We start from the raw sequence: 12,704 nt of genomic DNA on the forward strand, positions 1-12,704 counted from the left end.
TTTTATTTCAGTACCAGCCTGTTTTTGCATCAGTCCTGAAATGTTCAACCGTATTCTTACGAGAGCGTTTCATTATGTCTAGTTTAATTCAACCAGAACTTTTTTTCTCAGCCCTCTCTCCTGCTGAGCAACGCATTCAACAAGCATTAGAAGATATCCGTCAAGGCAAACCTGTCTTGGTGATGGATGACTTCGATCGTGAAAATGAAGCAGATTTAATTGTTGCAGCGGAAACCCTAACTGTTGAGACCATGGCACGTATGATTCGTGATGGCTCAGGTATTGTATGTTTATGCCTTACTGAAGAGTTAGCTGATCATCTTGAACTTCCACCAATGGTTTCTCAAAACTCAAGTCAGTTTCATACTGCATTTACAGTGACTATTGAAGCTGCTCAAGGCGTTACCACTGGCGTTTCTGCTAAAGACCGTGTAACAACGATTAAAACTGCTATTAAAGATGGTGCTGTTGCAAGTGATCTTAACCGTCCAGGCCATGTTTTCCCATTACGCGCACGTAATGGTGGCGTGCTTACCCGTCGAGGTCATACGGAGGGGACTATTGATCTAGCAAGATTAGCTGGTTTAAAACCTGCTGGAGTATTATGTGAATTAACCAATCCGGATGGGACAATGGCATCAGGAATTCAAGTTTTAGCATATGCTCAAACTCATCATTTAACCGTGATTACAATTGAAGAGCTTGTACAATATCGTCAACAACACGGTATTTAAATAAAAAAGGTTTGGCTTTAGATCACATCAGAGCCAAACCTATAAATTAAAACTTACTTATATTTAAGAAACTTTCTTTTGTGCGGCCTGTTCTTCAACATAATCTAAAAGTTCAGAAAATTTTGTAATCTTTGCTTTAGGTTGTGCTTGAGTAAGTTCTTCTGGTGTCCCATAACCATAAGTCACAGCTACCGCTTCAATACCATTATGACGGGCGCCTAAAACATCATATTGACGATCACCCACCATCAAGCATTCTTCTGGGTTTAATTGCTCACGTTCAAGAATATAATGGATAAGCTCAGCTTTATTGGTCCGCTCACCCGTTAATTCACTACCGTAAATTTGTACAAAATATTGGCTTAATTCAAAATGATCTAAAATTCGTTTTGCATAAATCGTTGGTTTAGCAGTAGCAACGAACAAACGATACCCTTCTGCTTTTAAGGCCTTAAGTGTTTCCGCAACAGATGGATATACTTCATTTTCAAATAAACCAATCACCGAGAAACGCTCACGGTAAGCAAGTAAAGCTTGCTCAGCTAGTGCATCATCTTGAGTAGCTAATAATTTTGCTAATGACGCTTTTAAAGGTGGGCCAATCGTCCAATCAATATTTAAATCGGCAGCTAATGGATAACCTAACTTATCCATTGCATAACGAATTGATGTATGGATACCAACTTTAGGGTCTGTTAAGGTTCCATCTAAATCAATCAAAATATGTTTTATAGCCATTCAATCACTAACCCAGTAAAGTATTTAATTCAATTGGTCGAGAGTTTAATTAAACTCTCTTATACTAACGTAAATTTAAATTGAAAAGGAAATAACCGTGCGTCCAACCGTACTTTGTTTCTCGGGTTTAGACCCTTCAGGTGGTGCAGGTTTACAAGCCGATATTGAAGCGATTGGACAAAGTGGTGCACATGCAGCAATTGCATGTACAGCCCTCACCATTCAGAATTCTCAACAAGTATTTGGCTTTGAAGCAACCTCAAAAGAACTATTATTAGCCCAAGCAAATGCTGTTGTAGGCGATTTACCCATTAAATGTGTTAAGTCTGGCATGCTAGGCACTACTGATAATATTGCGGCTCTAGCCGAATTTTTACGTGCTCATCCTGACTATCAATATGTACTTGATCCTGTTTTAGTTGCAAACAGTGGCGGTTCGTTAGGAGACCAAGCAACTTTAGTTAAAGCATTTGTGGAGCTTATTCCTCTAGCGACACTCATTACTCCAAATACAGTTGAATTGCGCGCTTTAACAGGCGTTACCGATTTAGATCAAGCAACCCAAAAGTTATTTGAAATGGGTGCCAAGGCCGTATTGGTGAAAGGTGGACACGAAGATACACCTAACTTTATTAAAAATAGTTTATATATTGATGGCGAGCTTGCAGCAAGTAGTACATGTCCGCGCCTTGAAGGTGAATATCATGGCTCAGGTTGTTCATTAGCAAGTTTTATTGCAGGTCGCTTAGCTTTAGGTGATTCTCTAAAAATTGCAGTACAACATGCAGAAACATGGTTATTTGGTGTTTTAAAAAATGCCGAAACACCTGTACCTAATGGACAAAAGATTCCAAAACGATTTTAACTATCAAATAAAAAGGCGCTTTAAGCGCCTTTTTATTTATTCCAATTACTGTGGAATACGTAAAACTTGCCCAGGGAAAATCTCATCCGGATCTTTGAGCATTGGTTTATTTGCTTCAAAGATTTTCGGATACTGGTTGGCATCACCATAAAATTCTTTCGCAATTTTTGAAAGATTATCACCAGATTTTACCGTATAAAATTTGCTTTCCGGTTCAGGCGTAGCAACGGTCATCTGGTCATCTACATGTGCAACATGATCGACGTTACCAACAATAAGAATAATCTTTTCTTTATCCGCTTGGCTTTGTACTTGACCATTAATAGTCGCAGTATCAGTTGAACCATTATATGTTACAGATAAGCCTTCCACCCCGAGGCCTAAACTTTTAATTAATCCTAATAATTTATTCGCTACTTCTTGTGCAGAAGGTTCTGCTGGCGTTGCTGGAGCTGGTTGTGGTTCTGCTGGTGCGGTATTTTTCTTACCAATACCTTTTACAAAATCAAAAAGACCCATTTTTAGTCCTCATCTTATTGTTTATAGTAAAGTCATTAAACTGACCCTTATTGTTATACTTGAAAAAAGAGACACCTCTGCTATCAATTGAGGTTGATCTTGTAAAAATATGTATCTCTCTCAATTATTTTACTCAAATAAAAAAAGCCACCTTACGGTGGCCTTCTTTTTAATCAGCAATATGCGAATTAACCAAGTTTTTTAGTTACATAGTCAATTGCAGATTGAACTGTAGTGATTTCGTTTGAATCTTCATCAGGGATAGTGATGTCGAAGTCATTTTCGAAAGACATAACAAGTTCAACTAAATCTAAAGAGTCAGCACCCAAGTCATCCATGAAAGATGCTTCGTTTTTAATCTCTTCAGCTTTAAGACCAAGTTGTTCTGCAACCGCTTGTTTAACGCGTTGTTCGATATCGCTCACAGGAATTCTCCTCATTGCTTGTGGCGTTTGATTTGCCACTAGTTTAATTGAATATAAAAATTTTTAAAAGTTTATACATCGGCGTTAGGCCATGTATAAACCACCATTTACATGTAATACCGTACCGGTAATGTAACCTGCTTTATCACTTGCAAGGAAACTCACCGCATTTGCGATATCTTGTGGCTCGCCTAAGCGATTTAAAGCCACTTGATCACTCATTTTTTTGCGAATGTCTTCACTAAGTGCATCTGTCATTTCTGTTGCAATAAAACCTGGTGCCACACTGTTTACAGTGATTTGGCGGCTACCCATCTCTTTTGCAAGACTACGGCTAAATGCTTCAATACCTGCTTTAGCAGCAGAATAGTTCGCTTGGCCTGGGTTTGCAAAGTGAGCTACAACAGAACTGATATTAATAATGCGACCAAAACGTGCTTTCGTCATACCCTTAAGCACGCGTTTAGATAAACGATAAACGGCTTTAAGGTGGATATTGAGGATGTCATCCCAATCATCTTCAGACATACGAAGCAACAAATTGTCTTTCGTAATACCTGCATTGTTAACGAGAACAAGTACAGGACCATAGTTCTGTTCAATATGAGACACGACTGCTTCAATCTCATCGAGATTACGCACATCGAGAGCCAAACCTGCACCTTGTTCACCAAAGCTATCAGTTAGCTTTTGTGCACCAGATTCAGAAGTCGCAGTACCTACGACAAAATAACCGTCTTGAATAAGTTGCTGGGCAATTGCAGCGCCAATGCCCCGACTCGCGCCCGTTACTAATGCAACTTTGCGTTCTTGTGTCATGCAATTTTTCCTTCTGCCACTAAAACAGCATTTAGGGCATCTTCCATTTTGCTCTTACTATCAATAGAAAAAGCTTTTTCAATATTTGGTAAACGCTTTGCGAGATTACTCAATACTGTACCTGGGCCACACTCAACAATGTACTGAATACCTTGGTCTTGAAGAGACTGCATGGTACGAGTCCATTGTACAGACTGGTACAATTGTGCTGTTAAAGCCTGACGTAATTGAGCAACATCGGTAGCAATTCCCGCGTTGACATTTTGTATTACAGGAATGGTAGGTAGCTCAATGGCAGTTTGTTCCAAAGCTTCTGCAAATTTTTCTGCTGCCGGCTTCATCAATGAACAATGTGATGGAACAGACACCGGTAAAGCAATTGCTTTAGCAGATTGTTCTTTTGCAAGTGCCATAACTTGCTGTACAGATGCAGTACTACCAGCAATCACAACTTGACCTTGTGAATTATAGTTTGCTGCTTCAACTGAACCTTGACCTGATGCAGTTACACTCTGGCATAGTTCAACTACTTTATCATCAGCTAAACCAAGAATTGCAGCCATAGCGCCCTCCCCTTGAGGAACAGCGTTTTGCATGAGTTTTCCACGCAAATTAACTAATTTAACTGCATCTGCCAAACTCATTGAACCTGCTGCAACTAAAGCGCTGTATTCACCTAAAGAGTGCCCTGCAAGGTATTTAGGCGCTAAACCACCTAAATCTAACCATAGACGCCATAAAGCGATGCTGGCAGTTAATAATACAGGTTGGGTGTTTTCTGTTTGGTCTAAACCTTCACCACTTTGTGCAATGTGCCAAAGATCAAATCCTAGCGCGTCTGAAGCTTCGGCAAAAGTTTGCCCAACTCCACTAAACTGTTCTGCGAGTTCAGCGAGCATACCAACTTTTTGTGAACCTTGACCTGGAAACACAAATGCAGTTTTTGTGGCTAAAGCTACTTGTTCAAGACGTTTAGCAGACATAAGAAATCCTTTTTGGGTTTTCACTCATTTCTCTGGAGCGGAAATTTAACATTTAATTTGTATATTTATAATTGCGAAAAACAACAAAAAAAGGGAGCTTTCGCTCCCATTTTTTCTATACTTAAGCATCACGCTTAATGCATATCATGCAATTATTCAGCATCAGCTGCTTTAGCGAATAATTGGCGACCACGGTAGAAACCGTCTTTAGTCACGTGGTGACGACGATGAGTTTCACCAGTTGCTTGGTCTACTGTTAATGCATTCTCGGTTAAAGCGTCATGTGAACGGCGCATGTCACGGCGAGAGCGACTTTTACGGTTTTGCTGAACGGCCATGATGGCTCCTTACAAAGATCGAAAAAATGGATCAGAACAAATTCAGTTGTCTTATCTCATAATCATAACACAAATTATGAGTTAAGTTTACCCTTCAAACCTGCCAAAACATCAAACGGGTTATCCCGTTTCTCTTCGACAACGTTCTGAATGGTAGGTTGATGTTTATGTTCACAAGCATCATGCTTGGGAGATAAAGGCATCAACAATAACAGTTCATCTTCTAGTAATGCGAGTAAGTTAATCGAGGCAGGTGTATCAAAATCACCTTTTGTCGAAGACTCACTTTCACCTAAAACGATGAAATCAGCATCCTCATCCAAGCGCTCTATCAGTGACTCATCATCTACAAGTGCAATATGAAAGTCAGAAACAATTGGCATTTCAACAGGTTCCAAACAACGTTGGCACTCCATTGGAACTTTTGTTTCCATGTGACCATCTAACCACACAATGCGATGATAGGCATCCATTGATAGCTTACAGTCTATGTTGATCAATTGGTTATCAATTGACCCAACAGCTTCACGAGCAATACGAGCAAGACGAGACAATGGCAGTTGACCTGACCATGTAAAGCCTTGTTCAGCCCATTTAAACGGCTCAATCTGTGCCGGAAAGGTATTTGCTGACATAATTAAGGCGGCAATTCTACAAATTCATCGGTACTCTGTCAAAGATTAAGATACAATTTTGTACTTCTTTAGACAGAACTCGGGGTAAATTAAGCAATGCACCTGTTGCAGCCGCAACCTGAAGTTAACACTTCATTACTCGTTTGCACCCATTCAACCCACCAGAACCCTCTTTTACCTGACATGGTGCAACTCTCACCATGGCCAAGCTCAAAATTAGAGTCTGAGCAAGTTGATTGGCTTATTTTACACTTTAATCACTGGTTTTCCCACCATAATGTGACATTAGTTCGTGGAGAATTTGAACCAGAATATTTCCCAGCAAATGAACATGAGCCAGCTAAAATCCAATTTGCTCATGGTTTTTTCAATAGCGCTTTGCATGAAATTAGCCATTGGACAATTGCAGGTGCAAAACGACGTCTGTTGCCCGATTTAGGTTATTGGTATGCGCCAGATGGCCGAACTAAAGAACAGCAGGATTTATTTGAACAAGTAGAAATTAAACCTCAAGCCATTGAATGGTTATTTGCCCAATCTTTTGGCAGAAAATTTAGAGTATCTCTAGATAACCTGACAGGTGATGGCGGAGATGGCAAAAAGTTTAAAGATAATGTTTATATCCAAGTTCAACGTTACTTTTCTGGTGAAGCTAAACTACCTGCCGATGCAGCAAGATTCATTGAATGTATTTGCCAATGTACGCGAGCAGGTGCAGCATTACAATTAAATGAATTTAAACGTGAACTCCTTGATTAAATGACAAAAAAACTACGTAAGTTACTTGCTTCCGAAGTTTGAAAGGTCTAATACTATTTTTAATAATGGCGTGATGGAGTCTCTAAAATATGCTGCATTTACATGTACATCCTGAAAATCCACAGCAACGCCTCATTGATCAAGCGGTTGAGCGTATTCGTGCAGGCGATGTTGTGGTCTACCCGACCGATGCTGCCTATGCAATCGGATGTCAGATTGGTAATAAGAATGCGATGGAACGTATTGCCCAGATTCGTGATTTAGGCCCTAAGCATCAATACGCAATTATGTGTTGTGATTTATCCGATATCGCGACTTATGCAAAAGTTGATAATGCGACGTATCGGTTATTAAAAGCAAATACACCTGCCATTACGACTTTCATTTTACCTGCAACAAGTGAAGTTCCACGCAGGTTAATGCATCCTAAAAAGAAAACGATTGGTTTACGCATTCCAAGTAACCCGATTTGTCAGGCTTTATTAAAAGAACTTGGTGAGCCTTTACTTACAAGTACATTAATTTTACCCGGACAAGAAGACCCACTTGATGATCCTTACGATATTGAAAGTCAGTTGTCTAAACGTATTGATGTCTTTATCGATGGTGGTTTTGGTACTTTAACAACAACTAGTATTGTTGATTTATCGGGTGAACATCCGGAAATTATACGTCACGGTGCTGGAGATGTAAGTGCTTTCGAATAAGCACTTATTCTCCTTTTTACCAATAGTTAAAAAAAAGTATTATCAAGAAAAAAAATACTCTTTATTTAGTTTGGATTTTTTTTACACTTTAGTCGTTAAGCAATTTATTAAAAGCCACAATTCCTTTAGAATGTTTTTCACTATCTGCTGTTCTTCTGCTATAGCTCTTATTGACTTGAAAACAAGTCTCATGCTTTTGAAAATTCGCGTGGCTTATAATCGTAATGAACCAATCACTTCATCAATCCATGGAAGACGTTCCACACATCCGTGTTTTAGATGAGTGGCACGACACGATTCCTGAAGATCTTTATATTCCTCCGGCTGCTTTTGAGATTTTACTCGAACAGTTTGAAGGACCACTCGACTTTTTAATTTATCTGATTCAGAAAAACGGTTTTGATTTAATTCAGCTCGATATTGCACCTATTGCAACTCAATATTTAGCTTATATGGATAGCATGAAATCCTTAAATATTGAGTTGACTGCCGACTATATGGTGATGGCTGCTCTATTGGCTGATTTGAAATCTCGCTTACTCTTACCTAAACCTACAGTAGTGAGTATCGAAAAAGATCCTAAACAGGATCTTATTGATCGACTAGAAACTTATTTACGCATTAAACAAGCGGCTGAACGTTTAGGTCAAATGCCAGTTCTTGACCGTGATACATTTAGTGCCAATGTAAGCTTAGGTCATATTGCACCTGTTTACGAAGGTTATGATGTTTCAGCATTACATGATGCTTTGTTTTGCGTATTTAATCGTCCTGAACCCGTAACACACACAATTGCGCAAGAGCCTGTACTGTTAGAAGAACGTATTGCTTATATTGAAGAGAAATTAGAGTCAGGCGACGTGTTAAGTTTTAAAGAATTACTTAATCCCCAACAAGGCCGTATGGGAATGGTTGTAACTTTTATGGCTGTTTTAGAATTGACCCGACAACAAAAGATTAAAATTATTGCTACAGGTGTTGAAGCTCCATTGGCTATTCAAGGGTCTGCGGCATGAGTTTTGAACAAAATAATAATGATTTGTCATTAGCTGACATTCATCACGAAGTTTTATTGCAACTTGAAGCGATTATTTTTGCCAGTGAAGCACCTGTTTCGATTGCTCGTTTAAAAGAAGCTTTTAATAATCAATATAACAAACAACAGCTTCGTCAGCTTTTACAACAGCTTGCCCTCTTACAACATGGCCGCTCTATTGAGTTGATTGAAACCGCGCAAGGCTTCCGTTTTCAGGTAAGATCCAAATATCGCAATATTATTGCGCAAATTTGGCCAGAGCGACCAACAAAACTGTCGCCATCTTTACTAGAAACCTTGGCTGTCATTGCGTATCATCAACCAGTCACGCGTGCTGATATTGAACAAATTCGTGGTGTATCTAATAATAGTCAGATTCTCAGAACGCTATTTGACTGGAACTGGATTAAAGAAGCCGGTTTTAGAGATTTACCCGGAAGACCTGCGTTGCTAATTACAACGCCTCAATTTCTGAATGCTTTTGGTCTAGCCTCTTTAGGCCAATTGCCTCCCCTACAGAACGCCAAGGAAGCATTTATGGCTCTCGATGCGAATGCACCGAAATCATAAAGAGGTGGACTGTTGATCATTATGTCTAAGGTTGTGCTGTCATGAGTGAAAAATTGCAAAAAGTATTAGCGCGAATCGGATTAGGTTCTCGCCGATATATGGAAGAGGTTATTGCCGCAGGACGCGTGAGTGTAAACGGCCGCGTTGCCCAAGTGGGTGAGCGCATTGAACCAGGCGATGAATTACGCATTGATGGCCGTAAAGTTCAGTTCCAGATCGAAGATGAAATTCGTCGTCGTGTACTGATTTATTATAAACCAGAGGGTGAGATCTGTTCACGTAATGACCCAGAAAAACGCCCAACTGTATTTGATCATTTGCCACAAATTGCAAATGACCGTTGGGTAATGGTAGGTCGTCTAGATATTAACAGTACAGGTTTATTACTATTTACAAACGATGGTGAGCTTGCTAACCGCTTAATGCATCCATCTAATGAAATTGAACGTGAATACGCTGTACGTGTAATGGGTGAAGTAACACCACAATTACGCCAAAACATGGTCAATGGTGTAGAGCTTGAAGATGGCCCAGCCAAGTTCGAATCTTTCTCTGAAATTGGTGGTGAAGGTATTAACCGCTGGTATCAAGTTGTAGTGAAAGAAGGCCGTAACCGTGAGGTTCGCCGTATTTTCGAATCGCAAGGTCTTAAAGTAAGCCGCTTATTACGTACTCGCTACGGTACTGTTATTTTACCACGCGAATTACGTACTGGTCGCTGGATGGAACTCGACAAAACTGACATCGACAACTTAGCTAAATCTGTTGAGTTGAAGCCACGTCAAGGTACAGGTTTATTTGGTATGGCAAAACGTCGTACTGATCGTATGACCGAAAAACCAATGGCAGCACGTCGTGGTGGTTATTTACGTCAACAACGTCGTGATGATGAAAAAGAAGCACCAGCTAACACAGGTAATCAGCGTAAAACGACTGGTTTTAACCGAGGATTTAAAAAGTTCTAAGTAAAACTTTTAAATCAAAAAAACCGCTCACTTTAGAGCGGTTTTTTTGATTTAATTTCAATTAATTCATTTTTGCTAGTTCAATCCATTCAGCTTCTGGAAAATGAATAGCTAAGTAGTTCTTTAAATAATTTGAAGTATCCTGCGAAATTAATGGATCTTTTGATTCATCTTTTAAGTTATAAACCAAAGCTTTTAATTTCAGACCGCGTGACTTAAGTGCTTCGAGACTAAGCAAAGTATGGTTAATACTTCCTAGACGACCAGATGTCACTAAAATAACAGGAAACTGATGCTGAGCAACATAATCAATGGTGAGTAAACTGGTGGTTAAGGGCACCATTAAGCCACCCGCCCCTTCTAATAATACAATTTCAAAACGCTCAGCTAATGTTTGAGTCGCATTTTCAATTTTTTGAAAATCGATTTCTCGGTTATCAAGTCGCGTTGCTAAATGAGGTGAAGCAGGATAACTAAAAATTTCGGGCATAGTCAGCTTATCGTGATCTTCTTGAAACCAACCTTGCCCCATAATTTCACGATGCTTTTCAATATCTTCAGAAATATCAGCATTACCTGTTTGAATGAGTTTTTGGGTAATTACTTTTTTACCCTGCTCAGTCCATAATTTTGCTAAAAAACCTGTCGCGTAGGTTTTACCAATTTCGGTATCAATCCCACTGACAAAATAGATCTGACCACTCATTTACTTCATTCTCCGGGCAATACAATAAATTGGGTGATATGTTAGGGCATATCCCTCGGCGTGCTTATACCGATCATAATCTTGATAAAACTGCTGTAAAGTTTGCTTGGTCCAACGGTGCTGCGCTGTCGCTGTTACACCAGTCGCTTTTAAATGTTGTAATACAGCTTTAGGTAAATCGAAATAGAGCTGAGTTTCTGACTCAGATAGATACAGAACTTCAAAACCAGCCTGAGTTAAGGCACTGTTCCAACTTTCAAGATTCCAATAATTTAAACCTTGTCCGGTTAGCTCTTTAATTTCAATTAGGTTCTTAGGGCCAAATGTTGAAAAGCATAGCCAACCACTGTCAGTTAAAACATCATTACAACGCTTAAGCAAAAGCGGCAAATCCTGCATCCATTGCAAGGCAGAACCTGAAACAATCATATCGAGCTGCTGAGGGAGTTCTAAGGTTTCAACATCTCCAATTAACCATTTTAAATGCTCTTCATGATTGAAGTGCTCCTGCACCTCTGAGTACAGATCATTCAAAATTAAATCTTCAATTTGAAAAGCTTCAACAAGCAGACGAGTTAAATTACCAGAACCACAACCAATTTCAAAAACACGTCGTATCTTGCTTGGGCAAAACTGCTTGAGTAAGCTTGTTAAATTTTGACAAATTTGTTTTTGAACAACCGCGTGCTCTGAATAGCTTTGACCTGCTTTAGCAAAACGCTCGGCAACTAAATTTTTATTTAGACTCACAGAAAACTCACCAGTGCTTCAAGCTCGTGTTGTTCAACCATTGACGTTAAAGAAATACGTAACCGCGAACTATTTTTAGGTACTGTTGGTGGGCGTACAGGCATGGCATAAAAACCACTTTCCTGAACCTGCTTCGCCTTATCGATAGCAGCCTGACTTTCTCCCACAATCACTGGAATAATATGGCTGGGCGATGGACTCAGATAACCCTTTTGTACCACTGCTTGTTGAAGATATTGGCTAATATTTTTTAAGTGTTCACGCTGAGGTTGAGCCACTAATACTTTTTGAAAAATAAAATTTGCCCAAGCCATAACAATCGGAGGTTGAGCGGTACTAAAAATAAGCGGGCGCATTTTATTAATGAGATAATCTTTAATAATTGGATGGCAAATAATATAACCACCGACTGCTGCTAATGCTTTACCTAAGGTACCAACTAGAAAATCAATTTCCTGAATTACATTATATTGTTCAGCACACCCTAAACCTTGCTGTCCACGTACGCCAATTGAATGTGCCTCATCGACATAAAGCATGGTTTTACCAAAACGTTTTTTAAGCTGGACTAAAGCGGTTAAATCCGTTTCATCACCATCCATACTAAAAATACTTTCTGTGACCACAATGATTCGTTCAATCTTGTCATCATCATGATACTTTTGTAGAAGCTGTTCTAAGTGCTGTAAATCATTATGTCGATACCGCACATACTGGGCACCAGACAAACGGATCCCATCAATCATACTGGCATGAACTAACTTATCTGCCAAAATTAAAGTTTTACTATCAGCAACAGCGGGCAAAATACCAATATTCATATGGTAGCCACTATTGAATAATAGAGCTGCCCGTCCACCAAATGCTTGGCTTAGGCTATTTTCCAACTGTTCATATTCATCAAAATTACCCGTCAATAAACGGGCTGATGAAGAACTAAAATAGCTGCGTTCTAATGGTAAGCTATCTAAAAACTCTTGGCGAAGATTAAGATCAGCCGCCAGTCCAAGATAGTCATTTGAAGCTAAGTTGAGCATTGTTTTATTTTTAATTGTAATAAAACGACCATGCTGCACATTTTGGGTAAATTGTCTGAAATTACCTTGTTGTTTTAACTCATCTAACTCGGTAGCAAAATGATCGAGCAATGACATT

The 12,704-nt window shown here is 39.3% G+C and carries 17 protein-coding genes; 7 read left to right on the forward strand and 10 right to left on the reverse strand.

Going from position 1 to position 12,704, the window contains the following annotated elements; genetic code table 11:
• The first annotated feature begins 74 nt into the window (after positions 1–74).
• Positions 75–734: a 3,4-dihydroxy-2-butanone-4-phosphate synthase gene (ribB, locus tag J576_RS07460; RefSeq protein WP_000096537.1), complete on the forward strand. Its 660-nt coding sequence runs from the start codon at positions 75–77 to the stop codon at positions 732–734.
• Between the two features lie 63 nt (positions 735–797).
• Here ribB and J576_RS07465 read toward each other — a convergent pair whose 3' ends face one another.
• Entirely contained in the window at positions 798–1,472 is a 675-nt protein-coding gene (locus tag J576_RS07465) for an HAD-IA family hydrolase (RefSeq protein WP_000985175.1), read from the reverse strand.
• Positions 1,473–1,569: 97 nt separating this feature from the next.
• Here J576_RS07465 and J576_RS07470 point away from each other — a divergent pair, with 97 nt between their 5' ends.
• Positions 1,570–2,337: a hydroxymethylpyrimidine/phosphomethylpyrimidine kinase gene (locus J576_RS07470; protein ID WP_001247943.1), complete on the forward strand. Its 768-nt coding sequence runs from the start codon at positions 1,570–1,572 to the stop codon at positions 2,335–2,337.
• Between the two features lie 45 nt (positions 2,338–2,382).
• On the opposite strand, the gene lysM is transcribed toward J576_RS07470, so the two are convergent.
• The 6 genes from lysM to J576_RS07500 form a co-directional block, all read right to left on the reverse strand.
• Positions 2,383–2,856: a peptidoglycan-binding protein LysM gene (gene lysM, locus J576_RS07475; RefSeq protein ID WP_002050305.1), complete on the reverse strand. Its 474-nt coding sequence runs from the start codon at positions 2,854–2,856 to the stop codon at positions 2,383–2,385.
• Between the two features lie 188 nt (positions 2,857–3,044).
• The gene (gene acpP, locus J576_RS07480; protein WP_001279871.1) at positions 3,045–3,281 is read right to left on the reverse strand and encodes an acyl carrier protein; all 237 of its coding nucleotides are present in this window, start codon (positions 3,279–3,281) and stop codon (positions 3,045–3,047) included.
• A gap of 84 nt (positions 3,282–3,365) precedes the next feature.
• A complete protein-coding gene (fabG, locus tag J576_RS07485; RefSeq protein ID WP_000191300.1) occupies positions 3,366–4,100 on the reverse strand; it encodes a 3-oxoacyl-ACP reductase FabG in 735 nt (244 codons plus the stop codon).
• On the reverse strand, positions 4,097–5,083 hold the full coding sequence (gene fabD / locus J576_RS07490) for an ACP S-malonyltransferase (RefSeq protein ID WP_002050347.1): 987 nt from the start codon (positions 5,081–5,083) through the stop codon (positions 4,097–4,099). Before fabD ends, fabG begins: the two co-directional genes overlap by 4 nt.
• Before the next feature lie 152 nt (positions 5,084–5,235).
• Positions 5,236–5,421, reverse strand: a complete 186-nt coding sequence (gene rpmF / locus J576_RS07495) for a 50S ribosomal protein L32 (protein WP_000290730.1) — start codon at positions 5,419–5,421, stop codon at positions 5,236–5,238.
• A gap of 74 nt (positions 5,422–5,495) precedes the next feature.
• Complete coding sequence (locus J576_RS07500) at positions 5,496–6,056, reverse strand: YceD family protein (RefSeq protein WP_002050389.1); 561 nt, start codon at positions 6,054–6,056, stop codon at positions 5,496–5,498.
• A gap of 96 nt (positions 6,057–6,152) precedes the next feature.
• On the opposite strand from J576_RS07500, the gene J576_RS07505 reads away from it, so the two are divergent.
• From J576_RS07505 to rluB, 5 genes are all read left to right on the forward strand, one after another.
• A complete protein-coding gene (locus J576_RS07505) occupies positions 6,153–6,815 on the forward strand; it encodes an elongation factor P hydroxylase (RefSeq protein ID WP_002050417.1) in 663 nt (220 codons plus the stop codon).
• Positions 6,816–6,904: 89 nt separating this feature from the next.
• Positions 6,905–7,522 carry an L-threonylcarbamoyladenylate synthase gene (locus J576_RS07510; protein ID WP_002050309.1) on the forward strand — a complete coding sequence of 206 codons (618 nt, stop codon included), beginning with the start codon at positions 6,905–6,907 and terminating at the stop codon, positions 7,520–7,522.
• 224 nt (positions 7,523–7,746) lie between these two features.
• Positions 7,747–8,538, forward strand: coding sequence for a segregation and condensation protein A (locus tag J576_RS07515; protein WP_016805462.1), 792 nt, complete (start codon positions 7,747–7,749; stop codon positions 8,536–8,538).
• On the forward strand, positions 8,535–9,128 hold the full coding sequence (gene scpB / locus J576_RS07520) for an SMC-Scp complex subunit ScpB (RefSeq protein ID WP_002050325.1): 594 nt from the start codon (positions 8,535–8,537) through the stop codon (positions 9,126–9,128). The genes J576_RS07515 and scpB overlap by 4 nt, the downstream gene beginning before the upstream one ends.
• Positions 9,129–9,169: 41 nt before the next feature.
• On the forward strand, positions 9,170–10,093 hold the full coding sequence (rluB, locus tag J576_RS07525; RefSeq protein WP_002050339.1) for a 23S rRNA pseudouridine(2605) synthase RluB: 924 nt from the start codon (positions 9,170–9,172) through the stop codon (positions 10,091–10,093).
• Positions 10,094–10,154: 61 nt separating this feature from the next.
• Here the strand turns inward: rluB and bioD are convergent, their stop codons facing one another.
• From bioD to J576_RS07540, 3 genes are read right to left on the reverse strand one after another with little or no spacing between them, the layout of a single operon-like run.
• A complete protein-coding gene (gene bioD / locus J576_RS07530) occupies positions 10,155–10,799 on the reverse strand; it encodes a dethiobiotin synthase (protein WP_002050388.1) in 645 nt (214 codons plus the stop codon).
• A complete protein-coding gene (bioC, locus tag J576_RS07535; protein ID WP_002050352.1) occupies positions 10,800–11,549 on the reverse strand; it encodes a malonyl-ACP O-methyltransferase BioC in 750 nt (249 codons plus the stop codon). It lies immediately after the preceding gene.
• A complete protein-coding gene (locus J576_RS07540) occupies positions 11,546–12,703 on the reverse strand; it encodes an 8-amino-7-oxononanoate synthase (protein ID WP_031959288.1) in 1,158 nt (385 codons plus the stop codon). Before J576_RS07540 ends, bioC begins: the two co-directional genes overlap by 4 nt.
• Between the last annotated feature and the right edge of the window lies 1 nt (position 12,704).

Origin of the sequence: Acinetobacter sp. 766875 (assembly GCF_000582055.1) — a bacterium.
In the GTDB taxonomy this organism is placed as follows: domain Bacteria; phylum Pseudomonadota; class Gammaproteobacteria; order Pseudomonadales; family Moraxellaceae; genus Acinetobacter; species Acinetobacter nosocomialis.

What these genes read in the sequence shown, in the direction of transcription:
- ribB (WP_000096537.1), top strand. Translation starts at nt 75, where the DNA reads ATGTCTAGTTTAATTCAACCAGAACTTTTTTTCTCAGCCCTCTCTCCT.
- J576_RS07465 (WP_000985175.1), bottom strand. Translation starts at nt 1,472, where the DNA reads ATGGCTATAAAACATATTTTGATTGATTTAGATGGAACCTTAACAGAC.
- lysM (WP_002050305.1), bottom strand. Translation starts at nt 2,856, where the DNA reads ATGGGTCTTTTTGATTTTGTAAAAGGTATTGGTAAGAAAAATACCGCA.
- fabG (WP_000191300.1), bottom strand. Translation starts at nt 4,100, where the DNA reads ATGACACAAGAACGCAAAGTTGCATTAGTAACGGGCGCGAGTCGGGGC.
- fabD (WP_002050347.1), bottom strand. Translation starts at nt 5,083, where the DNA reads ATGTCTGCTAAACGTCTTGAACAAGTAGCTTTAGCCACAAAAACTGCA.
- rpmF (WP_000290730.1), bottom strand. Translation starts at nt 5,421, where the DNA reads ATGGCCGTTCAGCAAAACCGTAAAAGTCGCTCTCGCCGTGACATGCGC.
- J576_RS07500 (WP_002050389.1), bottom strand. Translation starts at nt 6,056, where the DNA reads ATGTCAGCAAATACCTTTCCGGCACAGATTGAGCCGTTTAAATGGGCT.
- J576_RS07505 (WP_002050417.1), top strand. Translation starts at nt 6,153, where the DNA reads ATGCACCTGTTGCAGCCGCAACCTGAAGTTAACACTTCATTACTCGTT.
- J576_RS07510 (WP_002050309.1), top strand. Translation starts at nt 6,905, where the DNA reads ATGCTGCATTTACATGTACATCCTGAAAATCCACAGCAACGCCTCATT.
- J576_RS07515 (WP_016805462.1), top strand. Translation starts at nt 7,747, where the DNA reads ATGAACCAATCACTTCATCAATCCATGGAAGACGTTCCACACATCCGT.
- scpB (WP_002050325.1), top strand. Translation starts at nt 8,535, where the DNA reads ATGAGTTTTGAACAAAATAATAATGATTTGTCATTAGCTGACATTCAT.
- rluB (WP_002050339.1), top strand. Translation starts at nt 9,170, where the DNA reads ATGAGTGAAAAATTGCAAAAAGTATTAGCGCGAATCGGATTAGGTTCT.
- bioD (WP_002050388.1), bottom strand. Translation starts at nt 10,799, where the DNA reads ATGAGTGGTCAGATCTATTTTGTCAGTGGGATTGATACCGAAATTGGT.
- J576_RS07540 (WP_031959288.1), bottom strand. Translation starts at nt 12,703, where the DNA reads ATGTCATTGCTCGATCATTTTGCTACCGAGTTAGATGAGTTAAAACAA.